Here is a 25849-nt window from a genome sequence, read left to right as displayed (position 1 = left end):
CGCCACGGTCACTCCCGGTCCATGTCCGACTCCGCCTTGCTCGCCGCCGAATCGGCGCCGTCGACCAGATTCCGCAGGTGGCCGAGGTCCGTGGTGGACGAGGAAGCGGGCGCCGGCCGGCCCGCGTCCTCGCCGTGGCCACAGCCGGCCAGCAGCAGGACGGCCACGGCGGCCAGCCCTGCCGGTGCGAGCCGGCGCGCGCCCCTCACTTCTTCGTCCCGTTGTCGTTGGCGCCACACCACTTCTCGACCTGGGACAGGTCCTTCTGGCGTGCCTCCAGGGTCGGGATCAGGGAGCGCCGGAAGGTGAGCCGGTCGTTGAGGTAACTCTCGATCTCCGTGTGCCCCGCCGACTTGGCGTTGGCGACGCGCTGTTCGAGACGGGCGACGGAACCGCGCTGTGACGCGTCCGCGTGCAGCCGGTCGAGGATCCGGTCGATCCGCTGGTCGATCTTCGGCGCGCGCCGGCACAGCGCCGCCGCGCCGTCGCCCGTCGGCGCGCCGGACGGCGCGGGAGACGCGGTGTCCGCCGCTGCGGCGCCCGCGGCGCCCAGCAGCGTTCCCACGGCGACCAACGAGACCACGGCATTCCTGGTGCTTGGCATGACGAACTCCTCCGTGTTCACGGGCGGTTGCCCGCACACCGCGGAAACTAGGAGTCGTCCTTGTCGAATTCTTGTGGCCGTTCGGCCGCCGCGATCATCCAGTTGCGCCGGAGCGGCAACGTGTTCTCTTCGCCCTGCGTGCCGTTGACGAGCGGCAGGGTGACCTCGATCCGGGTGCCCGGTCCCACCGGCCGTTCCAGGACCCGGATCTGCCCCCGGTGCAAGGCGATCTGCTGGGCGACCAGGGTGAGTCCGAGGCCGGAGCCCGGACTGCCGGGCCGCCGCCGGAAGCGTTCGAAGACCTGCGTGCGCAGTTCGGGCGGGATGCCGGGACCCTGGTCGTCGACGACGAGGAGCACGTCGGTGCCGCTCGCGCGCAGGCTCACCTCCACCTGGGCGGGCCGTCCCTCCCCGTGCCCGTGCACCAGGGCGTTGACGAGGAGGTTGTCCACCACGGTCCGCAGCCCCGGTTCCCAGCCGTGCACCCGCAGGCCCGGCACGCAGCGGCCGGACAGCCGTGCGTGCGGATGGCGCCGGCGCTGTTCCTCCGTGCTCGCCTCCACGACGTCGGCGAGGTCCACCGGACCGAAGGCGTCGGCCTCGACGAGGTCCCCGCGGCCGAGGTCGCGCAACATCACCAGAAGGCCCAGCAGCCGGGCGTGCTCGCGGCGCAGGTCGTGCAACACCTCGTCCCGGTCGGTTCCGGCGAGTTCCGGATGGCCGGTGAGGATCTCCAGGTTGGTCTGCATGCTCATCAGCGGAGTGCGCAGTTCGTGCGAGGCGGCGGCGGCGAAGGAGCGGGCGGTGGCCAGCGCCTCGGCCGTTCTGCCGGCCTGTTCGTCGTAGCGGGCCAGGACGGTCTGCAGGGTGTGCGCGAGATCGTCCACCTCGGCGATACGCGTCGGGGTGTGGTCGAGGCGGGTCGGGCTGGAACGCGGGTCCAGGCCGCTCGCGCGGCGTTGCAGTCGGCGCAGCGGCCGGCTCGCCCGGGCGGCGACACCCCAGGCGAGCAGTCCGGACAGCGGCGCGGCGAGCAGCGCGACGGACACCGCGCGCCGCCGGACCAGGCGCAGTTGGGTGTCGGCGGCGGTGTCCGACGCGAACAGCCACAGGGTGCCGCGCACTCCGGGCCGCGCGCCGGTCACCCGGGTCGACAGGATCCGCCAGCTGTGCCCGTCGGCGCGGAGCGTGACCGGGACCGGCGCGCTCGGCGGCAGCGGCGCCCCGGCGTCCGGCTGCGGGCCGCCGGTGAAGGTCCCGTCCGGGCCGATGAGCCGGACGCCGACGTCCAGGGCCGAGGTGAACAGCCGCCGCTGCCGTGCCTGTTCCACGGCCGCCGACCGGTCCGCGGCGCTCGCGCGCAGCAGTCCCCGGGCGTCCTTGGCCACGGTGGCCGCGCGTTCGCGCAGATGGGCGTCCTGCTGATCGTGCAGATCCGTCGCCACCAGCCGCAGCAGCAGCCAGCCGGTGGCCAGGACCAGGACGGGCACGGCGGCGCCGACGGCCAGTGCGATCCGCGTGGAGAGCCTCACCGTCTCCCCTCCGCCCGGTCGTCCCGCAGGACGAAGCCCACGCCCCGCACGGTGTGGATGATCCGCGCGCGGTCCGAGGTCTCCAGTTTGCGGCGCAGGTAGCTGACGAAGGTGTCCACCGCGTCGGTGCGCACGTCGAAGTCGTATCCCCATACGCGGTCCAGGAGTTGATCCCGGCTGAGGACGAGACCGGCGTTGCGCGCGAGGACGTGCAGCAGCTCGAACTCGCGCCGGGTCAGGTCCACCGGCCGGCCGTCGAGGCTGACCGTGCGGGCGGCGGGGTCCATCAGCAGGCCGCCGACCCGTACGGTGTCGGTGTCGCGCGGCGGTCTGCGGCGCAGCAGCGCCTCCAGGCGCAGCACGAGCTCCTGGAGGGCGAAGGGTTTGACCAGATAGTCGTCGCCGCCCGCCTGGAGTCCCGCTATCCGGTCGGCGGTCTCGTCGAGCGCGGAGAGCATCAGCACGGGTACGTCGTTGTTCTCGCCCCGCAGTGTCCTGCACACCTCGATGCCGTCGAGGTCCGGCATCGAGATGTCCAGCACGATCACGTCCGGTGGTCTCCTGCGGGCCACGGCCAGCGCCGGGCGGCCGCCGTCGGCCAGGTCCACGGTGAATCCGCCGAGGCGTAGTCCGCGCTCCAGCGAGCGGCGTATCGCCGCGTCGTCGTCGACGACCAGGACCCTGCCCCGGTCCGCGCTCATCGCCACTGTCCCTCCGCGCCGCCGTCTCTCCGCGCCACGGACCCGGCCCGGTCCGTGGTCCGCCGCCGCCCATCGTGCATCAGTGGCGCCGTCCCCGTTCCCGAGGGGTACCCACGGCCCCTTCCCGAGCGCGGCCCGGCCGCCGTCCGGCCGGCTCGCCCGGATCCCCTTCCCGGGTGACGGGCCGCGCCCGCACCGGGTCCTTGATCGCTCCGCGCGCCGTCTGTGGTGGAGTGGGCCGCACCGGCCGGGCACCGTTGATCCAAGCCCACGCGCATCCGTACACCGGCGCACCCGTACACCGGCGCACCCGCGCTTCGGCACACCCGTGCATCGACGCATCCGCGCATCCCTGGAGGAGCGATGACCGAGGACACGAGCGGAGCGGTCCGTGGCGGACGGCGGTGGGCGGCCAGAGCCGCACTGACCACGGCGGCGCTGGCGGTGCTGCTGCCGCTGGCCAAGGGCGGCCTGGGCGGCGTCCTGCTGCTCGCGGTCGCGCTCGTCGGCGTGGTCGTCACGGCGGCCGCGACCTGGTGGACGCTGACCCGGCGTGGCCCGCTGCGCTGGGTGGCGGCGCTGCTGGCGGTGGCCACGCCCGCCGCCGTCGTCACCCTGTTCGCGCTCTTCCTGCTGTGGGCCGTGCCGGTGTCCCTGCTGCTGTGGGCAGCGGCCGTCTGGGCCGGCCGTTACGCGCTGCGCGGCGACGGCCCCCGCTTCCGGCCCGCCAGGGAACACCGGACGGCGCCCCCGCGCCGCCCTTTCCTCGTCATGAACCCTCGTTCCGGTGGTGGGAAGGTGGCGAGGTTCGGCCTGGTGGAGAAGGCCGAACGGCTCGGCGCGCGGGTCGTCCTCCTCGACCCCGACGAGCACCAGGACGTCACGGCGCTGGCGCGCTCGGCCGTCGCCGACGGCGCCGATCTGCTGGGCGTCGCGGGCGGCGACGGCACGCAGGCGCTCGTCGCGGCCGTCGCCGCCGAACACGGTCTGCCGTTCCTGGTCGTCTGCGCCGGTACCCGCAACCACTTCGCGATGGACCTCGGACTCGACCGCGACGACCCCGCGCGCTGCCTCGACGCCCTCACCAACGGCGTCGAACTCCGTGTGGACCTCGGCTTCGCCGGAGGGCATCCGTTCGTCAACAACGCCTCCTTCGGCGCGTACGCGGCGGTCGTCCAGAGCCCGGCGTACCGCGACGACAAGATCGGTACCATCCTGGAGCTCCTGCCCGAGCTGCTCACCCGCAGACGCGGGCCGCGGCTCACCGTCCGCACCGAGGGCGCGACGCTCGACGCCCCCCAGGCGGTGCTGGTCAGCAACAATGCCTACCGCACGAACGATCCGGCCGGGATCGGCCGCCGCGAGCGGCTCGACTCCGGGCTGCTCGGCGTCCTCGGGATCAAGGTCGACAGCGCGGCCGAGGCGGCGGCCCTGGTGCTGGATCCGTCGGCGGACGGCCTCGCGGTCCTCACCACCCGTGAGGTGGTCGTCGACGCGGACCGACCGGAGATCGAGGCCGGCGTCGACGGCGAGGCCCTGACGCTGCCCACCCCGGTCCACTGCCGCGTCGAACCGGGCGCGCTGCGCGTCCGGGTACCCAGACGACGTCCCGGTGTGCCCGATCCCCGACCGCCCCTGAACTGGCGCCGGTTGCGCGAACTCGCGACGACCGCGGGCCGGAAGCACCCCGGCCGCCGGCCCGTCCACACCGAGGGCACCGCCCCGCGCCCCTGACGGCGGTCGGCCCGGAACGCCGCCCCCGGAACAGCCGGACCGGCCGGCCCGGCTCCGGCCACGCGCATCGATTGTTCCCGCCGGGCACGACCGGCCCTGTTCCCGGCCGCGTGCCCGGCCGCGTGCCCGGCGGGCCATTGCCGCCTTCGCGTCGCGAGCTGACGGTACGTCGCTTCGGAGGGCGGAAGTCCGGATGGGGCGGAACGGTGGGCAAGGTGTGCTTGAATTGCGAACAAGCCAGCCAAGTGGCTTGATCCGACCGCTGGAACCGTCCCGACCGCGCCAGGGCTCCGCGTGCCACGCCACGCCGGCCCGGTCGCGTCGGCACACGTACGCGGTCACCGGGGGAAGCCGAGGACCTCGCGTCGTGTCTTCCACACCACATCGCGGTGCCGCGGCGCCCTCCCGAGCGGAGGGCCGCACGCCGGTTTCGCTCCCGTCGCGCCTCGGATGACGCGAAACCGGGGTGAGGGCACGTCACACCGCCCCGCGGGTGCGCACCAGGTTCCCGGTACCTCCCCTGCCGTCCAGCATGAAAAGGGATCGTTTCCATGACCGCCACCGTTTCCGACTTCTACTACGGGCCCGTCACCCCGATCGCGGCCTATCTGATGGCGTGCCTCGGGGCGGCGCTCGGGCTGCGGTGCACGACACGGTCGCTGCGGCGTACCCACCAGGCGCGAAGAGCCGGCTGGCTGACACTGGGCGCCGTGTCCATCGGCTGCGGCATATGGACCATGCACTTCATCGCCATGATCGGCTTCAGCGTGCAGGGTGCCCTGGTGCGCTACGACCCGGTGACCACCGTGCTCAGCCTCGTCGTCGCCATCGTCGTCGTCTCCCTCGGTGTCTTCCTGGTCGGCTACCGGGGCGCGCGGCCGACCACTCTGGGCGTGGCCGGCGTCATCACCGGGCTCGGGGTGGCCGCGATGCACTACCTCGGTATGGCGGCCATCCGCACGCACGGGAACCTGCACTACGACGCGGGGACCGTGGCGTTGTCCGTGGTCATCGCCGTCGTCGCCGCCACCGCGGCACTGTGGGCGGCGGTCTCCGTGCACGGGCTGTGGGCGAGTCTGGGAGCGAGCCTCGTCATGGGAGTCGCGGTGACCGGGATGCACTACACCGGCATGGCCGCTGTGACGGTTCACCTCACCCGGGCGCCCTCGGCCTCGCAGTCCTCCGCGGGCCTGCTGGCGTTCCTCCTCGTCATGATCGCCGGCCCGCTGATGGTTCTCCTGGTCGCCGCCGTGATCGTCATGTTCGACCCCGAGGTCGTGCTCGGGGACGGCACATGGGGCGACACCGCGTCCGTGTCCGGTCCGGCCGGTACCGCCTCCCCCGCGCACCGGGGAGGCCGGGTCCCCCCGTCGCACGCCCGCTGACGGGAGAGTCGTCGGCGCCCGGGGCGCTCAGCCGGCTCCCACCGGCGACCGCGGCCCTCCTCGCGGACCTTCCCGGGTGCCCATGAGCACCCTCTGACACCGAGCGAGGCGGGGCGGGAGCGCCTGTCGCGCACCCCGCCCCGCCCCTCCGGTGTCAGGGGGTGCAGTTCAGCGTGCCGGCGCGCAGTGCGTGGCCGCCGTCGTTCGTGTCGTCGGACCACACGACCGGCTTGTGACCGGCGGCGCAGGCGGACTGGGGGGCGATCGCGAATCCCTCGTTGTTGTAGTTGGCCATGCCGGTGGGACGGTCATAGGTGTGGGTGACCGCGAACTTGCCCTGGGCGTTGATGTCGAGGGTCGAGGTCCGGCCCTCGCAGGTGTCGTCGCAGGCCGCCCACAGGTGACCGGTGGCCGGCTCGAACTCCAGGTCCATCACCCCGGAAAAGCCGCTGGCGATGGTGGCGACGCGGGTGTATCCGCCGCCCGACTGGTCGAGGGCGTAGGCGTAGACGGTGCCGTTGTCCTCGACACCGGTGAAGAAGAGACCGCTTCCGTGGCCGGGGTAGGCGGCCGGGTCGTAGACGGCGCCGGTGTGCTCGTCGCGCAGTCCGTGCGCGGTCAGGTAGGTGTCCGGGATCCACGAGATGCCCTCGGGACCGGAGTTGGCGGGCAGAGAGGGCAGGTCGGAGGTGAGGTTCCACTCCGCGGTCGCGTTCAGCGAGGAGGCGGTGGAGGACGCGTCGAAGCGCAGGATCTTCGGCAGGCTGGTGGAGCTCTTGCCGTTGTCCCGCTCGGTGGCGACGAACATGCCGTCGGGGGTGACGACCACGCCCTCGGCGTCGGGGTCGCCACTGCCGCCCGCGTAGTGCAGGGCCTTGCCGGATCCCCAGCCGCCGGCCGGATCGGGGCGCCACGTCGCGCCGTTGGGCACGAGCCGGTACAGCTTGCCGGGGCCGTTGTTCACCGCCCAGAGCACGCTCTCGCTCTCGAAGGACAGCCCGCTGAGGTTCTCCCCGAACACGTTCGAACCGTCCGCGACGGTGACCGCCGCGCCGCCCGGCCACGTGGTGACGGCAGGCGGCTCACCCCCGCCGCCGGTGGTCCCGCAGGCGTTCGCCGCGCCCTTGGTCGGCGCCGTCGTGGTCGTGAACGCGCCGGTGCCGTCCGCGCACCGCCCGTATGTGGTGCCGGCGTGATCGGTCCAGGTGTAGGAGTCCACCAGAGTGGAACCGTCCGTCTGGAACAGCCGCGCGGAGTCCGAACTCCCCAGCCCGAACGACGACTCGACGTCCAGTGCAAGGAAGGCGCCCGGAGCGATCGACGTCTTCTTGCCGATCTTGTAGGAGTGGGAGTTGTCGTTGTCCTTGACGATCCACCCGGACACGTCGACCGCGGCGGTCCCGGTGTTGACGAGTTCGATCCAGTCGCCGGGGCTGCCGCCGCTCGACTCGACCTCGTTGATCCGCACCGTGGACGGGTCCTGCGCCGAAGCGGGCGCACCGGACAGACCGAGGGCGAGGAGGGTCAGGGCGGCGGCGGTGATGGGGGCTTGTCTACGCCAGTGCGTACGCAAGGTGGCCGGTCCTCTTTTCAGGGGGTCGGGCAGACAAGGAGCGCGCTCACGCTCCCGGCGAAGCTTCGGGCACACCGGCGACCACGGACTGAACACGCCGCGAACACCGCGGGTACGCACCGAACGGACTTGATCGACTGGTGTCCGCCACCACAAGGGCGCGCCAAGGCGGCATCCCTGTCGCCGAGTTGTGCGACCGCGTCGCCTCGCCACCGCGCCGGTGTCCAGGCGCCGGCGCCTGGACACCCATGCCGTCGCGTCTCCGCCAGGGACGAGCGGACGGTACGTCACCTGCGCGGGCACCGGGGGCTCCACGGAGGAGGCGCCGGGCCGGTGTCGCTGGGCACCTTCCGCGTTCGACCGGCCTGTCTCCGGGACCACAGAGCGGCCGCGCCACGCGCGCGAAAGCGGCTACCACTCCCCTGTCGCCCGCTAGCGACGACGCCTTCCGTCAACTCTCGCCGCTGGAGACGCACATGGGCCTGCCAGTCCGCGGAGTCCGCCGAACCCGCCGAACCCGCCGAGCCCGCCGAGCCCGCCGAGCCCGCCGAGCCCGCCGAGCCCGCCGCCGGAGCCTCCCCCCACCGAGCCGTCAGACGACACGTCGGTGCTCACCGACGGGACTGCGACGTCCATGCCCCTCTCGGGCAAGTAGTCATCCGCGGGGGCCCGTTCGGCGCCTCGCCGCGTGTACCGGCACGCCTGCCCGACGCGGATGCACGGCGCCCGTCCCGCATCGGTACGGGCGCCGTTCAGGTCGTGCCAGGCCGGTCGCCGCCTGGGCGACCCCTCGTCAGGTCGGAGGACTTGGGCCGTACGCGAGCCCGCCCGCCCCTTACGCGGGCCGCGCCGCGCTGTGGATCGCCGCCTGTCCGGCGTAGAAGATCGACTCCTCGCGTATGTACGCCCCCGGGCTCGGCGCGTGGATCATCATGCTGTCGCCGATGTACAGCCCGACATGGCTGACGTCGCCGTAGAAGAAGATCAGGTCGCCGACCCGGATGTCGGTGAGCGGGATCGCCGTGGTCGCCGTCGCCTGGTCGCGCGCGGTACGCGGGAGTGCGACCCCGGCCACCATCCAGGCGGCCCGGGTGAGCCCCGCGCAGTCGTACGAGCCCGGTCCGGCCGCGCCCCAGACGCACGGCCTGCCGATCTGGGCACGGGCGAAGGCCAGCGCCTTGGCGGCCTTCATGTCGTACCCCGAGCCCGATGTGTCGCCGCCGCCCATGACCATGCCCGCGGTGGTGGGCACCGCCGCGTCGACAGGTGAGACCGGGGCGAAGGACGGGCCGGGAACGACGGACGGGGCGAACGGAGCGGACCCGACCGACGGGGCGGGGGCGACGCTCATGGCGGGGATGTGGGCCGCCTCCGAAACAGCGGGCGACTCCTGGGCGAAAGACATCTCCTGGGCACGGACCAGGTCCTGCGCACGGACCGGTTCCGGGGCCGGGAGCTGGACGGGGGCGTAGGCCATGTCCTGGGCGTACGACAGCTCCGGAGCGTAGGCGGTGCCCGAGGCGAACGCCGTGTCCGAGGCGAAGGTCATGCCCGACGTGAACGTCGTGTCGGAGGGGAACGTCATGTCCGAGGTGAGAGGCGTTCCCGCACCGAGGGACGCGTCCATGCCGACGGGGGCACCCATGCCCCCGTGTGCGGCCGTGTCCACGGGTGCGCCCATACCCAGCCCGGCCGACTGCGCGCGCCGCCACTGGTCCTCGGCCTCGCGGCGGACCTGGTCCTCCGGGGTGGGCCAGACCTCCTGAGGCGGCCGCGCCTCGATCGCCGCGATCGGGGCGATCCGCTGCTGGACGACGTGCCGGGACAGCAGTTCACGGGCGAGTGCGAGCTTGCGCCGGTTCTGCTCCTTGCGGTTCTTCAGCGAGGAGTGAGAGGACTCGGCGGCCGGGGCGGGCAGGGCCTTGACGGCCTCCTGCCGTGCCCCCGTCCCGGCCGGCAGCGCCGCGACAGCCCTCCCGGAGGCGAGCTCCGCCACAGGCCCTGCCGCCGGTCCGGCGGTCAACTCGGCCACGGGCCCCGCTCCCGGTCCGGCGGTAAGCTCCGGAACGGGGCGGCCCGCGGCCTCCAGGGCGCGGGCGGAGGGTCCGCCCTCCAGACGCTTCGAGGGAACGGCGGGGCGCGCCTCGGCCGTGCGCCTCGGCATTCTGTCGGCCGGCAGCCTCGCCGGCACCGTCGGACCCAACTGGGCACGGCCCACGTCGAACCAGGGCCGGGACACGTCGTCGAGAGTGGCGTCGGTACCCCTGCGCCCGTTATCCCGGGCCGGGTTGAGGCGACTGCGTGAACCGGTGGTCATCGCGCGGGTCGCGTTGTAGTTCCCGGTGGCGGTCTCGGCCCGGTCGTAGAGGGAACTGATCCGCTGCTGGACCTCTTCGCGGCTCGGACCGTCGTCCCCGCCGGAGGAGGCCGAGTTGGGGCTCTGCGGGAACCGGTCCGCCGAGGAGCGGGCCACCGTCGCGGGTGCGGAGCGGGGCATGCCGGGGAGGCTGGTGCCTCCAGGGCCCGGGGTGCGTTCCGGCGCCATGGCAGACGTACTCCTTCCGTGCACCGCCTACCGAGTTAGCTGTCGGGTTCGGGCGGACAGATCCGGAAGGTATGCCCTACGGCCGTTGCCCCGTGGGGCAGTTGGCCGATTCACCCCAGGGTTCGGTTGGGTCCCCGGCTCCGGTCGCCGCGAGGCCGCACCGGATTAGGCGGAGGCCGAGCGACCCGGCGAGGTTCGCCGGAGGAAGTCGTGAGGCCTGCCGCCAACTTAGCCAACTTGTGTGCCTCACGTGAAGATTGAAGTGCGAAGTGTCCGATATGTAATTGTGACCTTCGTCGTACTCCCGATCCCGGGTGAGTCCGCCCACCACGGCGCCGGTCGGCACGACTTCCGCCGCGCCCGTTGTTCCGTCCGTTCCCGTTCCGCCGGTTCCGTCTGTTCCATGGATGCCGGTACCTGTTCCATGGATGCCGGTACGCGTGACCCCGCGAGGGGACGGCAGCCGCGGGGTCGGGGCGCCCGCGGAACAGCCCGGTTCACCGCACCTCCGTGACCGGCTCCATGCGCCTGGCACGGGCCCTCCCTTCGATCCGCCCGCGTCAGCGCAGGCGCACCCGTTGCCCGTTGGCGCGATTCGCCGGGTTCGGAGGGTCGGGCGGGTCCGGCGAGACCGCCGATTCTTCCGATTCCGCCGAGGCCGAAGATTCCGCCATGACTGATGATTCCGCCATGGCTGGTGATTCCGTCAAGGACCGTGGAGCGGGTGGTTTCCGCAGGTCCGGGGTGCCGGTCGGCCCGGCCGCCGCTCGACGCGAGTGGAGCAGGACCGTCAGAGCCCGCAAGGGTCTTCGCCTGCGTCCGTGCGACAACCCCAGGACGATCGCGGCCGCCACGGCGATCAGGTGCTCCCGGCCGGCCAGATTGGGTTTGGCGACCGACTCCCACACCATCGAGCCGCCGGTGAGCGCGAACACCACGGGCGCGCGTCGGACGACCGCGAGGTAGGTGAACAGCCCCACGACCGCGGCGGACGGGCCGGTGTCCAGCACCTGCCCCGTCCTGGAGGGCAGCCCCAGACCCCACCAGCCCGGACCCATCGCGATCATCACGCGGACGATGAGGGTGCCCGCCAGCGTGGTGATGTACGCGATGGCCAGGGTCCTGGCCCGGCCGAGGGCGAGTTCGGCGAGGGCGAAGGCGAGGAACAACTGCGTGATGCCCGCCCACACCGGCAGGTCGAGGGCGGGGACGTACAGCGACACGGGAGTCCGCAACAGGGCCAACGGCAACGGCAGGCACGCCTTCACCCCGCCGGTCAGCCGCACCACCGTGGCGCCGGCCGGATGCTGGGCGATCGCGTGGAAGAAGATGACCCCGAAGGCCGCCACGAACGCCAGCACCAGTCCGGACAGTCCCCGGCGCAGGAGTTGCCGGAACGGTTCGACGACCATGCCGTGCCACTCGCCGCGCAGGACGCGCGCGACGAACGACACGAACCGGTGCAGGGTGCCGCCCGGACGCCCCCGTACGTCGTCGCGCGCCGCGGACGGCGGCGGCCCGCCGGCGGTTCCCGCCGCCCCTCCGTGTACGTGTCCGTTGCCGACATCGCCGCGACGCTCTTCCACCGCCCTAAGCAATGCCCTCTCCCCCCACCACCCGCAGGACGTCTCCTCATATAGAGGCACGAGATCTTCATTAGGTTGAGTCCGGCCGCGCGCTCTCCCTGCCCCGGGCCCGGGCCCCACCGCCCGTGCGGGTCAGGGCGACCGGCGGTCGCGGCCCGTCGGCCTGCCCAGATACGTCAGCGGGCCCGGGTCCGGTACGGGGATCTCGTGGAAGCCGAGACGGTCGTAGAAGGCGCGGGCCGACGTGTTGGCGGTGACCATGCCGAGGTGCACGGCGGGGACACCCCGATCGGCGAGCGCGTCCAGGAAGGTGTCCATCAGCGCCCGGCCGTGGCCCCTGCGCTGCCAGTGCGGGAGCAGGTCGATGTGCAGATGAGCGGGATGGGCGGCGAGTTCGGGCAGGATCATGCGTTCGGGGCGGTGCAGCAGGTCGATCATCGTGTCGACGGGCGTGCGCGGCGGCGTCGTACTCCGTGGGTAGCGCCCGGCGACGCTCGGGATCCAGATGTCGCGGAAGTCCCGGACGAACCGCGTGGTGTCGGCGGTGCCGAGGACGTAGCCGACCGCCCGGCCGGTCCCGTCGTCGAGCACGAAGGCGAGCTCCGGTTCGAGCTGACAGTAGGGGTACGCGAACAGGGACGGCATCAACTCCTCGTCGGGATAGAGCTCCCGTGAGTCCCCTCCTTCGTCGGCCGTCATCACACACACGTGCCCCACCGCCGCACGGTCTTCGGTCTTGTAGCGGCGGATCGTCGGCTGCTGAGTCATGAGCCGTATCCTCCCGACATGGGAGCGCTCCCGCCACCGTCCGGACCGCCTCGCTCGCCCACCGGCCCCACGCGCTCTGCCCGCTCGCCCGGCCGCACTCGCCCCCCTCGTCCGGTCCCGCTCGCCCCGCTCGCCCCGCCTCGCTCCTCGACCCCACTCGTCCGCCCGGCTCGAACCGCCCGGCTCGCGACTCCCGGTTTTCGGTTCTCGGCTCCCGGCTCCCGGCTCCCGGCTCCCGGCTCCCGGCTCCCGGCTCCCGGCTCCCGGCTCGGGACCGTACCCGGCGAGGGACCGCCAGGACAGCGGACCGCGGTCAGCGGGCGCTCAGCGTCTCCCACTGTGCCGCGGCGCTGTCCAGCAGCATCTCCAGAGCCGTGGGGTAGGCGCTGTCGACCATGCGGGTCGCCAGGAGGGGTGCCGCCTCCGCGATCCGCGGGTGGGTGGCGCGCGGCAGCCGGGCGTACGTGGAACGCCACATGTCCTCGTCGGCGCTGCGGCTCTCGCGCGGCAGCGCCAGCGAGGCCGCGTCGAGCGCGGCGAAGGCCAGCGTCTGGTCGATGAAGGCCTGATAGATCCGTACCGTGTCCGGCAGCGGGAACCCCGCCGTGCGCAGGACGTCGAGGATGGCCTCGTCGGCCGCCAGTTCGTGGGCCCGGCCGGTGACCCGGTTCGCGGTCAGCAGGGCCGCCTGTGGATGCCCGACGTACACGGCGTGGATGCGCAGCCCGAGGCCGCGCAGGTCCGACCGCCACTCCCCCGTGGGCCGCCAGCCGTCCAGCGCCTGCCCGATCAGGGCGTCGCCGATCGCGAGGGTCAGGTCGTCCATACCGCGGAAGTACCGGTACAGGGTGCTGGGATCGGCGTCCAGGGCCAGGCCGAGACGGCGGGCGGTGAGTCCCGCGCTGCCGTGCTCACGCAGCATCCGCAGGGCGGTCTCGACGATGAGCCGCTCCGACAGCACCGTGCCGCTCCTGGTGGGACGCCGGCGCCGCCGCTTCTCCTCGGGCACCACCGCTTTCGGCACCGTGGTCTCCCGTCTCCTTATGCCAACACCATTGACCTTATCCGAGCGTCCGGCGTTGGATCTGCCGCCAGGGGCGCCGTGTCTCCGGTCCGCACGGGCACGTCCCTTCTCGACAGAGAGGAAGTCCGTGTCATGCGTGTTCTGCTAGTGGGAGCCGGCGGTGTGGGCACCGCCATCACCCGGATCGCGGCCCGTCGCCCGTTCTTCGACGAGATGGTCGTGGCCGACTACGACCTGAGCCGCGCCGAGGCCGCGGTCGCCGCCCTCCCCGACGCCGCGGACCGCTTCCGTGCCGAGCGCGTCGACGCGTCGGACCAGGGCGCGGTGACCGCGCTGCTGAACCGGCACGGTTGCGACGTCCTGCTCAACGCCACCGATCCACGGTTCGTGATGCCCCTCTTCCAGGCGGCGCGCGCGGCCGGCGCCACCTACCTCGACATGGCGATGTCCCTGTCGCGCCCGCATCCCGAGAGGCCGTACGACGAGTGCGGGGTCATGCTCGGCGACGCGCAGTTCGCGCAGGCCGCCGACTGGGAGAAGGCGGGCGCGCTGGCCCTCGTCGGCATGGGTGTGGAACCGGGGCTGTCCGACGTCTTCGCGCGGTACGCGGCCGACGAGCTCTTCGACGAGATCGAGGAGATCGGCATCCGCGACGGCGCGAACCTCACCGTCGACGGCTATGACTTCGCACCGTCCTTCAGCATCTGGACCACCATCGAGGAGTGCCTCAATCCGCCGGTCGTCTACGAGGCGGACCGCGGTTGGTTCACCACGGCGCCGTTCAGCGAACCGGAGGTCTTCGAATTCCCCGAGGGCATCGGCCCGGTGGAGTGCGTGAACGTGGAGCACGAGGAGGTGCTGCTCGTGCCGCGCTGGATCGACGCGCGGCGCGTGACGTTCAAGTACGGCCTGGGCGAGGAGTTCATCCAGACCCTCAGGACGCTGCATCTGCTGGGCCTGGACCGCACGGACCCGGTCACGGTGCCGAGCGCCGCGGGCCCGGTCGCCGTGTCCCCCCGGGACGTCGTGGCCGCCTGTCTGCCGGACCCGGCGACACTCGGCGAGCGCATGCACGGCAAGACCTGCGCGGGCACCTGGGTGCGCGGCACCAAGAACGGCGCGCCGCGCGAGGTCTACCTCTACCACGTGGTCGACAACCAGTGGTCGATGGCCGAGTACGGCTCCCAGGCGGTGGTCTGGCAGACGGCCGTCAACCCGGTGGTCGCCCTCGAACTCCTGGCGACGGGTGCGTGGAGCGGCGCGGGAGTCCTCGGCCCGGAGGCGTTCCCCGCCCGTCCCTTCCTCGACCTGCTCACCGCGTACGGGTCGCCGTGGGGCATACGGGAGCAGTGACCGCGGCGGGCCACCGCCCGTCAGCGCCGTGCGTAGGGGCGGGCGGCCGGCAGCCGACCGCCCCCCTCGGACAGGGGCCGCCGTACCTGGCGGCCCCTGGATCCCGGACAAGCGCCCGGAGCCCCGGACGACGGTCCGGAGTACCGGAGTCGGCCCGAAGCGCCGGACGACGCCCCGGGGTACCGAGGTCGGCCGGGTGACGGGACGGCTCCAGGTCCCGGGCGATCGTCCTCGCGGGGTCCGGCGAGGGACGGCGGGGTCCGGCGGGAGTCGGCGAGGGCCGGCGGGAGTCGGCCCCCGGCCCTCGCAGGCGATGTCTAGGCGACCACCATCAGGAGATCGCCCGCCTCGACCTGCTGGACGGAGTTGATGGCCAGCCGACCGACCGTCCCGCCGACCGGGGCGGTGATGGCCGCCTCCATCTTCATCGCCTCGATCGTCGCGACGGTCGCGCCCGCCTCGACACGGTCCCCGGCCGCGACCGACAGCGTCACCACTCCGGCGAACGGCGCGGCGACGTGTTTCGGGTCGGACTTGTCGGCCTTCTCCGCCGCCGGCAGGTCCGAAGCCACCGAGCGGTCACGCACCTGGATCGGCCGGAGCTGGCCGTTGAGCGTGGCCATCACGGTACGCATGCCCCGCTCGTCCGCCTCACCGATCGCCTCAAGGACGATGAGGAGCCGCACCCCGGGGTCGAGGTCCACCTCGTGCTCCTCCCCCGGCCGCAGACCGTAGAAGAAGTCCTTGCTCGGCAGGACGCCCGTGTCGCCGTAGGCCTCCCGGTGTGCCTCGAACTCCTTCGCCGGCCCGGGGAACAGCAGCCGGTTGAGGGTGGCCCGCCGGTCCTTCTCCAGTCCGTCGCGATCCTCGCCGGACAGTTCGACGACCGGCCTGGGCGCGGCACGGCCCTTGAGCGCCTTGCTGCGGAACGGCTCCGGCCAGCCGCCGGGCGGGTCGCCCAACTCGCCGCGCAGGAAGCCGATCACGGAGTCCGGGATGTCGTACGCGCCGGGGTCGGCCGCGAACCGCTCGTGCGGCACGCCCGCGCCGACGAGGTGCAGGGCGAGATCGCCGACCACCTTGGACGACGGTGTGACCTTGACCAGCCGGCCGAGCATCCGGTCGGCGGCCGCGTACATGGCCTCGATGTCCTCGAAGCGGTCGCCGAGGCCCAGTTCCCGTGCCTGGACACGCAGGTTGGACAGCTGACCGCCGGGGATCTCGTGGTCGTAGACGCGTCCGGTGGGCGAGGCGAGGCCGGCCTCGAACGGCGCGTAGATCCTGCGGACGATCTCCCAGTACGGTTCGAGGTCGCCGACCGCCCGCAGGCTCAGCCCCGTCGGTCGCGCCGAGTGGTCGGTGGCCGCGACGATCGCGGACAGCGACGGCTGCGAGGTGGTGCCCGCCATGGAGGCCACCGCTCCGTCCACGGCGTCGGCGCCCGCGTCGATCGCGGCGAGGTAGGTGGCCAGCTGGCCGCCGGCCGTGTCATGGGTGTGGAGATGGACGGGCAGGTCGAACTCCCTACGCAGCGCGGTCACCAGCTTCGTGGCGGCGGGTGCCCGGAGCAGTCCGGCCATGTCCTTGATCGCCAGGACGTGCGCGCCGGCGTCGACGATCTGCTCGGCGAGCCGGAGGTAGTAGTCGAGGGTGTACAGCTTCTCGGCCGGGTCGGACAGGTCCGAGGTGTAGCACAGGGCGACCTCGGCGACGGCCGATCCGGTCTCGCGCACGGCGTCGATCGCGGGTCGCATCTGACCGACGTCGTTGAGCGCGTCGAAGATGCGGAAGATGTCGATTCCGGTCCGGGTGGCCTCCTCGACGAAGGCGGTGGTGACCTCCGTGGGGTAGGGGGTGTAGCCGACCGTGTTGCGGCCGCGCAGCAGCATCTGGAGGCAGATGTTGGGCACCGCCTCGCGCAGCCGGGCCAGGCGGTCCCACGGGTCCTCGGACAGGAAGCGCAGGGCGACGTCGTAGGTGGCGCCACCCCAGCACTCCAGCGACAGCAGCTGCGGCAGGGTCTGGGCCACGGCCGGGGCGACGGCCAGCAGGTCCCTCGTCCGCACCCGGGTGGCCAGCAGGGACTGGTGGGCGTCCCGGAAGGTGGTGTCGGTGACACCCACCGACGTCGACTCCCGCAGCCACCGCGCGAAGCCCTCCGGCCCCAGTTCGGTCAGCCGCTGCTTCGACCCGGCGGGCGGTGCGCCGGTCGTGACGTCCGGCAGTTTGGTCGTGGGGTCGATGAGGTGCGGGCGCTCACCGTGCGGTTTGTTGACCGTGACGTCGGCGAGGTAGGTGAGCATGCGGGTGCCGCGGTCCGCGGAGTGGCGCGCGGTCAGAAGGTGCGGGCGTTCCTCGATGAACGAGGTGGTGACCCTGCCCTCCTGGAAGTCCGGGTCGTCGAGGACCGCCTGCAGGAACGGGATGTTCGTGGCCACGCCGCGGATGCGGAACTCGGCCACCGCACGCCGCGCGCGCCGCACCGCGGTGGCGAAGTCGCGGCCCCGGCAGGTGAGTTTCACCAGCATGGAGTCGAAATGGGCGCTGATCTCCGAGCCTACGAAGGCGGTACCCCCGTCCAGCCGGATTCCGGAGCCGCCCGGCGAGCGGTACGCGCTGATGGTGCCGGTGTCGGGCCGGAACCCGTTGGCCGGGTCCTCACTGGTGATCCGGCACTGGAGCGCCGCGCCCCGCAGCTGGATGCGGTCCTGCGCGAGGCCGAGGTCGGCCAGGGTCTCGCCGGAGGCGATGCGCAGTTGCGCCTGGACCAGGTCGACGTCGGTGACCTCCTCGGTCACCGTGTGCTCGACCTGGATACGCGGGTTCATCTCGATGAAGACGTGGTTGCCGTCGCGGTCGAGGAGGAACTCGACGGTGCCGGCGTTGCGGTAGCCGATGCTCTGCGCGAAGGCGACCGCGTCGGCGCAGATGCGGTCCCGGAGCGCGGGGTCGAGGTTGGGCGCCGGGGCCAGTTCGACGACCTTCTGATGGCGCCGCTGCACCGAGCAGTCCCGCTCGAACAGGTGGATGACGTTGCCGTCGCCGTCGGCGAGGATCTGCACCTCGATGTGGCGCGGGTCGACGACGGCCTTCTCCAGGAAGACGGTGGCGTCGCCGAAGGCGGACTCGGCCTCACGGGACGCCGCCTCGATCGACTCGCGCAAGTGTGCCGGGTCGTCCACGCGCCGCATGCCACGTCCGCCGCCGCCGGCGACCGCCTTGACGAACAGCGGGAAGCCGACGTCCTGCGCGGCGGCGGTCAGCTCGTCCAGATCGTTCGACGGCTGCGAGGACCCCAGGACCGGGACGCCCGCCGCGCGGGCCGCGGCGACCGCGCGGGCCTTGTTCCCGGTCAGTTCCAGCACGCCGACGCCGGGGCCGATGAACGTGATCCCGGCCTCCTCGCAGGCCTGGGCCAGCTCCGGATTCTCCGACAGGAATCCGTAGCCGGGGTAGACGGCGTCGGCCCCGGCCCTGCGCGCCGCCCCCACGATCTCCTCGACCGACAGATAGGCACGCACCGGGTGCCCTCTCCGGCCGATCTCGTAGGCCTCGTCGGCCTTGAGACGATGCAGCGAGCCGCGGTCCTCGTAGGGGAACACCGCCGCTGTTCCCGCGCCCAGTTCATAGGCGGCGCGGAACGCGCGGACGGCGATCTCACCACGGTTCGCGACAAGTACCTTCCGGAACATGCACAGTCCCTTCCTGACGTTCGCGACGGGCGCGCCCGACGGGCGCCCTCGTGACTGTTGCCCTGTCTACACCCGCACAAGAACAGCCCGGGCCGAATCACCACCGGCCGGTCGCTCATCCGCGGCATCGTGAAGATCATCTTCGTACGACCGGCCGGGAAACGGTGGCGAGATCGCCATATGTGGGCCTCTGTACGTACCCGAACGGGCCGCCGGCGCACGAGGGGCCGGCCGGCGAGCCGGTGCCTTCCGTAGGCTGCCACCCAAGGTCCCTCGGTTCTACAGGTCCTGTGCACGAGAGCATCAAGGTCTTCGCTCTGCTCGCGCTCACCCTGCCGTAGGCAATCGCGGCCTCGGGCGCAGAGCACGCCTGCCGCTGGACGTCCCCCTGATCCCCCCGGCGCTGCACCGGCCTGGCCGCGCAGGCCGGCCTCGACTCACTCCGCCCCGGCCAGGCTCCGCCCCCTGCCGAGCGCGCCATCGCCGAACGGGCGCCGACGTGTGCTCGACCTGTCGCGGATCAGCGCGAACCCGATGCCGCCGCGCTTCACGCCTTCCCCGTGGTCGCGCGAAGCGCTCTTCATCCGCAAGTGGGTAGATCGGAAACGCTCAGTACGAGCGCCGCGGTGAGGATCTGCGGCGGCTTCGTCGACATCAGCTGCTGCTGGTCGAGCAGTGCGAGACGATTCCGAAGCCGTACGTCGAGCTCGGCAGCCTTGCGTCGGAGGCCCTCGGAGGACTCCTTGGGCTTCTCGCCCATCCGTTCCTTCTCCGAGGCTGTCGCAGCTTCGAGGAGCAGCCGCTCACACTCCGAGGTCAGGCGCTTGGTGACAAGTTCACGGGTCTTGATCAACTCTGCCAGGCGACGGGGCTGGACCTCGGCCAGGTATTCGGGAAGCTGGTTGGCGATGATCCAGCTGGTTGCCTTGTCCTCGGCGTCTGCGAGCCAGGGAAGTCCGCGTGCGACGTCGATCACCGCGCCGTCGGGCGCCGCGGCGCAGTCGAGATAGGGCGCAGGGCCGGCCGGGTGAACGGTGCCGTGGCTGTCGACGTAGGCGTAGGCGAACCGTCGGGCGACCGACTCACCGGTGGCGTCCGCGACCTCTTCCACAACCCCGACGAGGAGGTGCGGTTCTTCGAGCCTGGCCGAGACAAGGACGGTGCCCTGGTTGAGGACGCTGCCGAAGTTCCGGATGGTCTCGTCCATGACTGCGTCGTGCAGTGGGTGGCCGGGGGCCAGCAGGTCGGCGCGGGCGCGGTCGTCAGGCTGGACATGGTCGAGGTCGAAGGTGACGCGGTCGTACTTGGTGGCAATCGGTCCGTTGCCTGCTGAGCGGATGTGCTGAGGCACGTTGGCTATCTCGTAACGCCCCTGTTCACGCTTGACGATCCGGCCACCGAGCCGGGTGAAGGCGTCCTTGAACGACGATTCGATGTAGTGCGGCTGAAGGCGTCGGGCGCCGGCTTCGTCCATCGCGGAGCGCAGGGCGCGAAGATCGGCATCCGAGAGGTGCTCCGACGCGAGCGCACGCTCGTCGAGGAGGCCCCTGAGGCCGTCTCCGACGGTGCTGTCGATGACCTCGTACATCCTGTCCTTGACATCCGGCCGCTCACCGTACTGGATGGCGTCGAGCAGCAAGTCTCGCAGCGGGGTCTCGGCGAACGCCTCCCCCAGGACGTCGAAAACCTTTCCGCCGTACGTCTCGCGCATCTGGTCGAGCTTCTCCAGCAGGCGTGTGAAAACCTCGCCCTCGCGGGTGTTGGAGGCGACGAGGTTCCAAAGCCGGCAGACCTCCTCCTGGCCGATCCGGTGGATGCGGCCGAAGCGCTGCTCGATGCGGTTGGGGTTCCAAGGCAGGTCGTAGTTGACCATCAGGTGTGCGGCCTGCAGGTTGAGTCCCTCGCCGGCGGCGTCGGTCGCCAGCAGGATCCGAACGTCGTGGTTCTTGGTGAACTCCTCGGTGATCTGCCGCCGTTCGACCCGGCGTACGCCGCCATGTATGGCTTTGACGGCATCGGGCTCACCCAGAAGCGACACGATCTTGCCCTGCAGATAGCGGAGAGTGTCGCGGTGCTCAGTGAAGATGATGAGTTTCCGAGGCCGGCCATTGGCGTCTGTCACCAGCGCGTGGTCTCGGAGGAGGACGGAAAGCTCGGTCCACTTGCGGTCCGTACCGGCCTCTCGGACCCGCTGCGCCATCTTCACCAACGCCCGCAACTCGATGAGCTCGAAGTTGAGTTCCTCGACCGTCTGTGCCGCCGTCGCGGCATCGAGCAGTTCCTCCTCGGCCTCCTCGATCTCTTCGGCATTGAGGTCGCCATTGTCGAAGTCGGCTAGGTCGATGACGGGCAGGATCTCGCGACAGGTACCGTCGAGAATCTCCTGCTTCCTGCGCTCCAGACGCTCGGTACGCCGCACGAGGCTCTTGTAGATCGCCTCGGGGCTGGAGGCCAGGCGTCGCTGCAGAACCGTCAGCGCGAAACCGACAGTGTTCCTGCGTTTGCCACCGATGCGGTCAGCCCGGTTCATCCCCTCACGGACATAGTGGGTGACGTCCTCGTAGAGGTCGTACTCAAGTGCTGTGAGTTCGTAGGGGACGGTCTCCGCCATGCGCTCGGGGAAGAGTTTCCTGCCCTCGAAGGTGAGGAGGTCTTCCTTGATCATGCGGCGCATGATCCCGCTGACGTCGGCGCTCCTCTTCTGCCTGCCCTCGAACCGGTCTCGGTCCAGCAGAGTGAGGAAGAGCTGAAAGTCCTCTTCCTTCCCCGAGTGCGGGGTCGCTGTCATCAGGAGCAGGTGGCGAGTGATCTCGCCGAGCATCTCGCCGAGCTGGAACCGTTTGGTCTTCTCCATCTTGCCACCGAAGTAGTGGCCACCCATGCGGTGTGCCTCGTCGACGACGATCAGATCCCACTCCGTCTCCCGAAGCTGCGCTTTCAGGTGCTCGTTACGAGAGAGCTGGTCCATACGCGCGATCAGAAGCGGGTGGGTCTCGAAGACGTTGAGATTGAGCTGGGAGTCGATGAGCTGGTTCGTGAGCAGGTCGAAACGGAGGCCGAACTTGAAGAAGAGCTCATCCTGCCACTGATCGACCAGGCCCCCCGGAGCCACGATGAGGCACTGCTTGACGTCATCGCGCAGCAGGAGCTCCTTGATGTAGAGGCCGGCCATGATCGTCTTTCCTGCGCCCGGATCGTCGGCGAGCAGGAAACGTAGCGGTGTACGGGGCATGAGCTCGCCGTACACGGCGCGAATCTGGTGCGGGAGCGGCTGAACGTCGCTGGTCGCCACGGCGAGCATCGGGTCGAACAGGCCGGCCAGTGAGATCCGCTGAGCCTCGGCGACAAGCTTGAAGTCGCCTGCGTTCGCGTCGAAGGCGCGACTGCCGCCGTGGGCGACGCTCAGTTCGTCCTCGTCCCTTCGGAAGACGACCCGCTGGTCGAGGCCGCCCGCGGCGGTCTTGTAGGTCAGTTCGAGTGCGTTCGCACCGTGCCACTGGGCGGCGATGACCGTGACGGCCTCCGCCGGCATGAGTCCGTCGATCCGCAGACCCGGCTTGAGCTCCTCGAGCAGCACGTACAGAACCTCCTGGTTGGCAGCCTGCGAACGCTACTCGGACGTTCCGGCGGTTTCGTGGTCCCGTCGACTTCGTCAACCGGGGTTGCTAATCTTCCCAGAGGTCGTGCGAGTCGGCGGGGGCAATGGAGCGAGAAGAACGTCAGCACCTGCGTGGTGTGGTGGAGGAAGTAAGCGGGTGGCGCAAGCTCGCGACACGGATCGCCGAGGATCGTGAGCCCGTCGAGGCAGCGGCGGAAGTCGCCGCCAAGCAGTTCCTCGGCCGAGTGGCTTCCCTCGGGACCGGGGCCACCACGACATGGCGCGTACTGCAGGTCTCGCCGTCCGATGTCGACCTGGTGACCTCTCTGGCCCGCCGCCACGCTCTTCCCGCGCTCACGGCGAATGCCCAACAGGGCATCCGCCAGTTGACCAATGACGTCGCCCAGGCGCTGACGGCCGTCCGGGCGCTGTTCGGTGCCCGTCGCATATTCTCGGGCAAAAGCCGCAAGGGCGAGGCAGAGCAAGCTGCGGCCTACCTGATATCCCTGCACGAGCGGCCTGCAAGCACGCAACTCGTCACCGAGTTGGAAAGCCTGGCGGCCCGGGACAGGAAGACTGTCCCCGCGATCGGGGTCTCGGCCCTTCTCGATGACACGGTCGGATTCGCCCACCGCCTCGGCGGCCGAGCCGAACTCGTCGGGCGGCATGAACTGGACGCCGCCAAGACCGCGATCAGCGCGATCGACCGAGCCCTGCAACGCGAGAACGAGTTCAGAACAGCAGTCAACGCCGCCGGCCAGGCAGTCCGACAGGCCGAGGCTCGCAAACTGGTCGCCGAAATGCCCGTCGAGCGGCTCAAGGACGCAACCAGCGGCCAACTGCGCATCACTGCACTGATCGATGCCGGAATCAGGAACGTACAGCAGGTCCTCGACCAGAGATCACGGATTCGATCGCTCCCCGGCGTCGGTGAGACGACGGGCAACCGGATGGTCGGAGCCGCGCGAACCATCTGGCAGACCACACTGGATGAAATGCCGGTCCGGATCGACATCAAGAACCGATCCCACACCGCCACGAAGCTCCTCAAGGCGATGCGGGCTTGGGACGCGGCACGCTCGATCCGTGGCGCGACGGCCGACCTCGCTGCCGCCGACGCTGTTCGACCGCTCCTCCAAAGCCTTGATCCCAAGACCTCCCACGTGGTTCTCGTCCCCCAGGCCCGAACCGTCGTCGAGTTGCGTACCGCGCTGGCCGCCGTCGAGCGCCGCGGGGCGGTGCTCGACGATGGGGACGGCGCCGCAGGCGGTGATCCCTGGGAGGATTTCATCGCCCGCCCGGCCGACTACTACGCGATGCTCGCGGAGCTCGGATTTCTGGCTGACGACGCCGAGAAGAGTCAGGGCGACCTGCCGACCGAAATCGTCGAGGCGATCAGGGAACTCAGGCTCGACACCAGCCATCTGAAGGCGTCCCTGCGCGGGTACCAATCATTCGGTGCCCGCTTCGCGATCGTGCAACGGAAGGTGATCATCGGCGACGAGATGGGTCTGGGAAAGACGGTCGAATCACTCGCCGTACTCACCCACTTGCGCGCCAAGGGCTCCTCTCACTTTCTGGTCGTGTGCCCAGCCGCTGTAGTGACCAACTGGGTACGCGAAGTCCGGGCCAAGTCCGATCTGCACGCGTATCGCCTGCACGGGCCGAGTCGGGACGACGCGCTGAAGTCCTGGATCCGCAACGGTGGAGTCGCGGTCACCACCTACGACACCCTCGGTTGGCTGGAAGGCGGGATCCCCGAACGCACCGGACTCGCGTGCCTGGTGCTCGACGAAGCGCACTACATCAAGAACCCGGACGCCCAGCGAACCCGGCGCTCCAGGGTCCTGATCGGGCGCTCGGAACGAGCGGTCCTACTGACCGGCACCCCGCTGGAGAATCGGATCGAGGAATTCCGTAATCTCGTCGGCTACCTCCGGCCAGACCTGTCGATCAACGCCTCCGAAATCGCTCCTCGCCAGTTCCGGAAGCAGGTGGCACCGGCCTATCTGCGGCGCAATCAGGAAGACGTCCTCACCGAGCTCCCCGAGCGGTTCGAAGTCGATGAGTGGATGCCGATGTCCAGCGCCGACGAGAAGCACTACCGAGCGGCTGTCGTCGAGGGCAACTTCATGGCCATGCGCCAGGCCGCGCTACGCGCCGGAGCCAAGTCCGAGAAGATGCGGCGCCTCATCGACATTGTCCAGGAGGCAGAGGACAACGAGCGCAAGGTGCTGGTCTTCTCGTACTTCCGTGACGTCCTCGATGAGGTGGCGGCGATCCTTCCGGGGAAGGTGTTCGGGCCTCTCACCGGCTCCGTTCCCGCCGCGAAGCGACAGAGCATGGTCGATGAGTTCTCCCAAGCCCGTCACGGGGCAGTCCTCATCGCGCAGATCGTGGCGGGCGGCGTCGGTCTGAACATTCAGTCGGCATCGGTTGTCGTGATCTGCGAGCCCCAGCTGAAGCCGACGACCGAATGGCAAGCCATCGGCCGCTCCCACCGGATGGGACAGCTGGAGTCGGTACAAGTTCACCGCCTGCTCTCCGAAGAGGGCGTCGACCAGCGCATCATTGACATCCTGGCGCGCAAGAACCAACTCTTCGCGGAGTTTGCCCGCGTCTCCGAGACCGCCGACAGCGCCCCGGAAGCGTTTGACATCACGGACGCTGAACTGGCACGGGAGATCGTGGCGGCCGAGCGCGAGCGCCTGCTCACGGGCGGATGACGCACGCGAGACACCGAGCCGACCACCGTCGGCCGGCCGTACACACTTCCCGCATACGCCGAGCGGATCACCACCTCCCATCGACTGGAATTCCGGTAGGACTGAACTGATCCCACCTCTGGCGCGGAGCGGCAAAGCCCTCTGCCCGGCAGCACCGACCAGTGCTGCCGGAGCTGCCACGAGGTGACTGCGTATCCTGTCGGCGGCCCTCGCCCTCGGCGAATCGCCCGAAGACGCCGGTCACCGACGTTCGGCGCGGCCTGACTTCGGACCTACAGTCGGCATCCTCGTCATGTGAGGAACGACAATCGAACCTGCCGACGAGGGTTGTCGCTATTGGTGTCGACCAGGCACACCGACTGCCAGGTCCCCAGTTCCAGTCGGCCGCCGAGCACCGGCAGCGTCGCGTGCGGGGGGACGAAGGCCGGGAGTACGTGGTCGCGGCCGTGACCGGGGCTGCCGTGGCGGTGCTGCCAGCGGTCGTCGGAGGGAAGCAGGGAGTGCAGGGCTGCGAGGAGGTCGTCGTCGCTGCCCGCGCCGGTCTCGATGATCGCGATCCCGGCCGTGGCGTGCGGAACGAAGACGTTCAGCAGGCCGTCACGCCCCGCCGCCGTCTCCCGCAGGAAGGCCTCGCAGTCGCGCGTGAGGTCGAAGACCGTCTCCGCGGAACCGGTGGTGATGTTCAGGACTCGGGTGGTGAAGGCATCGGACATGGCCCGATTCTCACCCGGGTACCGGGCTGTGCCTACGACCGGCCGTCCGGCCCCCGGTACAGGGCGTCCATTCCGCGAGACACCATTGACCGGGCGCCGGCGGCCTGACTACTTTCTGCGGCATGTTGCGTTCAGCCCTGCTCACCACGCGCGGTCACATCGACCTGCTGCGGGTGGCCTCCGCCGCGTGTCGCCGCGGCTGCTGACGCCCTTTCACCCCTCGCCCGTACGGCGTTCTCCACTCCCGGCGCGTCCGCGCTCCGCTCCACCCGCACGTCACGAACCCGCACCCGGTTCCTGACGCGGCGGAGCCGC

The 25849-nt window shown here is 70.9% G+C and carries 18 protein-coding genes and 1 riboswitch; of the genes, 5 read left to right on the top strand and 13 right to left on the bottom strand.

Going from position 1 to position 25849, the window contains the following annotated elements; all coding sequences use genetic code 11:
- Positions 1–8: 8 nt before the first annotated feature.
- Genes GFH48_RS35065 through GFH48_RS35050 form a run of 4 tightly spaced genes read right to left on the bottom strand, consistent with a single transcriptional unit; the run spans position 9 to position 2837 of the window.
- Complete coding sequence (locus GFH48_RS35065) at positions 9–209, bottom strand: hypothetical protein (protein WP_153292084.1); 201 nt, start codon at positions 207–209, stop codon at positions 9–11.
- Positions 206–604, bottom strand: coding sequence for a hypothetical protein (locus tag GFH48_RS35060; RefSeq protein ID WP_153292083.1), 399 nt, complete (start codon positions 602–604; stop codon positions 206–208). The genes GFH48_RS35065 and GFH48_RS35060 overlap by 4 nt, the downstream gene beginning before the upstream one ends.
- A gap of 47 nt (positions 605–651) precedes the next feature.
- The gene (locus GFH48_RS35055) at positions 652–2136 is read right to left on the bottom strand and encodes a sensor histidine kinase (protein ID WP_153292082.1); all 1485 of its coding nucleotides are present in this window, start codon (positions 2134–2136) and stop codon (positions 652–654) included.
- On the bottom strand, positions 2133–2837 hold the full coding sequence (locus tag GFH48_RS35050) for a response regulator transcription factor (RefSeq protein ID WP_194280765.1): 705 nt from the start codon (positions 2835–2837) through the stop codon (positions 2133–2135). The genes GFH48_RS35055 and GFH48_RS35050 overlap by 4 nt, the downstream gene beginning before the upstream one ends.
- A 363-nt stretch (positions 2838–3200) precedes the next feature.
- On the opposite strand from GFH48_RS35050, the gene GFH48_RS35045 reads away from it, so the two are divergent.
- Together GFH48_RS35045 and GFH48_RS35040 are read left to right on the top strand one after the other, a co-directional pair.
- A complete protein-coding gene (locus GFH48_RS35045; protein WP_153292080.1) occupies positions 3201–4571 on the top strand; it encodes a diacylglycerol/lipid kinase family protein in 1371 nt (456 codons plus the stop codon).
- A gap of 551 nt (positions 4572–5122) precedes the next feature.
- The gene (locus GFH48_RS35040) at positions 5123–5956 is read left to right on the top strand and encodes an MHYT domain-containing protein (RefSeq protein ID WP_153292079.1); all 834 of its coding nucleotides are present in this window, start codon (positions 5123–5125) and stop codon (positions 5954–5956) included.
- A 154-nt stretch (positions 5957–6110) separates the two neighbouring features.
- On the opposite strand, the gene GFH48_RS35035 is transcribed toward GFH48_RS35040, so the two are convergent.
- From GFH48_RS35035 to GFH48_RS35010, 5 genes are all read right to left on the bottom strand, one after another.
- Positions 6111–7529: a lamin tail domain-containing protein gene (locus GFH48_RS35035; protein WP_228121110.1), complete on the bottom strand. Its 1419-nt coding sequence runs from the start codon at positions 7527–7529 to the stop codon at positions 6111–6113.
- A gap of 835 nt (positions 7530–8364) precedes the next feature.
- Positions 8365–10026 (bottom strand): C40 family peptidase, encoded by a 1662-nt coding sequence (locus GFH48_RS39545; protein ID WP_228121109.1) that lies wholly within the window; start codon positions 10024–10026, stop codon positions 8365–8367.
- A gap of 56 nt (positions 10027–10082) precedes the next feature.
- Positions 10083–10256, bottom strand: a riboswitch (cyclic di-AMP (ydaO/yuaA leader).
- Positions 10257–10634: 378 nt separating this feature from the next.
- Positions 10635–11660 (bottom strand): hypothetical protein, encoded by a 1026-nt coding sequence (locus GFH48_RS39540; protein WP_228121107.1) that lies wholly within the window; start codon positions 11658–11660, stop codon positions 10635–10637.
- A gap of 132 nt (positions 11661–11792) precedes the next feature.
- Entirely contained in the window at positions 11793–12428 is a 636-nt protein-coding gene (locus GFH48_RS35015) for a GNAT family N-acetyltransferase (protein WP_153292077.1), read from the bottom strand.
- A gap of 313 nt (positions 12429–12741) precedes the next feature.
- Complete coding sequence (locus GFH48_RS35010) at positions 12742–13452, bottom strand: TetR/AcrR family transcriptional regulator (RefSeq protein ID WP_153292076.1); 711 nt, start codon at positions 13450–13452, stop codon at positions 12742–12744.
- Between the two features lie 132 nt (positions 13453–13584).
- On the opposite strand from GFH48_RS35010, the gene GFH48_RS35005 reads away from it, so the two are divergent.
- Positions 13585–14805 (top strand): saccharopine dehydrogenase family protein, encoded by a 1221-nt coding sequence (locus tag GFH48_RS35005; protein WP_153292075.1) that lies wholly within the window; start codon positions 13585–13587, stop codon positions 14803–14805.
- A 317-nt stretch (positions 14806–15122) separates the two neighbouring features.
- Here GFH48_RS35005 and GFH48_RS35000 read toward each other — a convergent pair whose 3' ends face one another.
- From GFH48_RS35000 to GFH48_RS34990, 3 genes are all read right to left on the bottom strand, one after another.
- Positions 15123–18497, bottom strand: a complete 3375-nt coding sequence (locus GFH48_RS35000) for a pyruvate carboxylase (protein WP_153292074.1) — start codon at positions 18495–18497, stop codon at positions 15123–15125.
- A gap of 437 nt (positions 18498–18934) precedes the next feature.
- Positions 18935–19081: a hypothetical protein gene (locus tag GFH48_RS34995; protein WP_153292073.1), complete on the bottom strand. Its 147-nt coding sequence runs from the start codon at positions 19079–19081 to the stop codon at positions 18935–18937.
- Entirely contained in the window at positions 19078–22074 is a 2997-nt protein-coding gene (locus GFH48_RS34990; protein WP_228121106.1) for a DEAD/DEAH box helicase, read from the bottom strand. Before GFH48_RS34990 ends, GFH48_RS34995 begins: the two co-directional genes overlap by 4 nt.
- Positions 22075–22199: 125 nt before the next feature.
- Between GFH48_RS34990 and GFH48_RS34985 the strand changes: the two genes are divergently transcribed.
- Complete coding sequence (locus GFH48_RS34985) at positions 22200–24821, top strand: DEAD/DEAH box helicase (RefSeq protein WP_194280764.1); 2622 nt, start codon at positions 22200–22202, stop codon at positions 24819–24821.
- 290 nt (positions 24822–25111) lie between these two features.
- On the opposite strand, the gene GFH48_RS34980 is transcribed toward GFH48_RS34985, so the two are convergent.
- The gene (locus GFH48_RS34980; protein ID WP_153292072.1) at positions 25112–25534 is read right to left on the bottom strand and encodes a secondary thiamine-phosphate synthase enzyme YjbQ; all 423 of its coding nucleotides are present in this window, start codon (positions 25532–25534) and stop codon (positions 25112–25114) included.
- 122 nt (positions 25535–25656) lie between these two features.
- Between GFH48_RS34980 and GFH48_RS40205 the strand changes: the two genes are divergently transcribed.
- Positions 25657–25740 carry a putative leader peptide gene (locus GFH48_RS40205; protein WP_349817350.1) on the top strand — a complete coding sequence of 28 codons (84 nt, stop codon included), beginning with the start codon at positions 25657–25659 and terminating at the stop codon, positions 25738–25740.
- Positions 25741–25849: the final 109 nt, after the last annotated feature.

The organism is Streptomyces fagopyri, assembly GCF_009498275.1.
Lineage (GTDB): Bacteria > Actinomycetota > Actinomycetes > Streptomycetales > Streptomycetaceae > Streptomyces > Streptomyces fagopyri.
Note: the sequence above shows the minus strand (reverse complement) of the source record. Positions and strands in the feature narration are given on the sequence as shown.

Excerpts from the sequence above, each read along its gene's own strand:
- GFH48_RS35015 (WP_153292077.1), bottom strand. The coding sequence starts at position 12,428 with ATGACTCAGCAGCCGACGATCCGCCGCTACAAGACCGAAGACCGTGCG.
- GFH48_RS39545 (WP_228121109.1), bottom strand. The coding sequence starts at position 10,026 with ATGCCCCGCTCCGCACCCGCGACGGTGGCCCGCTCCTCGGCGGACCGG.
- GFH48_RS35040 (WP_153292079.1), top strand. The coding sequence starts at position 5,123 with ATGACCGCCACCGTTTCCGACTTCTACTACGGGCCCGTCACCCCGATC.
- GFH48_RS35000 (WP_153292074.1), bottom strand. The coding sequence starts at position 18,497 with ATGTTCCGGAAGGTACTTGTCGCGAACCGTGGTGAGATCGCCGTCCGC.
- GFH48_RS40205 (WP_349817350.1), top strand. The coding sequence starts at position 25,657 with ATGTTGCGTTCAGCCCTGCTCACCACGCGCGGTCACATCGACCTGCTG.
- GFH48_RS35045 (WP_153292080.1), top strand. The coding sequence starts at position 3,201 with ATGACCGAGGACACGAGCGGAGCGGTCCGTGGCGGACGGCGGTGGGCG.
- GFH48_RS35005 (WP_153292075.1), top strand. The coding sequence starts at position 13,585 with ATGCGTGTTCTGCTAGTGGGAGCCGGCGGTGTGGGCACCGCCATCACC.
- GFH48_RS35060 (WP_153292083.1), bottom strand. The coding sequence starts at position 604 with ATGCCAAGCACCAGGAATGCCGTGGTCTCGTTGGTCGCCGTGGGAACG.
- GFH48_RS34985 (WP_194280764.1), top strand. The coding sequence starts at position 22,200 with ATGGAGCGAGAAGAACGTCAGCACCTGCGTGGTGTGGTGGAGGAAGTA.
- GFH48_RS35050 (WP_194280765.1), bottom strand. The coding sequence starts at position 2,837 with ATGAGCGCGGACCGGGGCAGGGTCCTGGTCGTCGACGACGACGCGGCG.
- GFH48_RS34980 (WP_153292072.1), bottom strand. The coding sequence starts at position 25,534 with ATGTCCGATGCCTTCACCACCCGAGTCCTGAACATCACCACCGGTTCC.
- GFH48_RS34995 (WP_153292073.1), bottom strand. The coding sequence starts at position 19,081 with ATGAAGAGCGCTTCGCGCGACCACGGGGAAGGCGTGAAGCGCGGCGGC.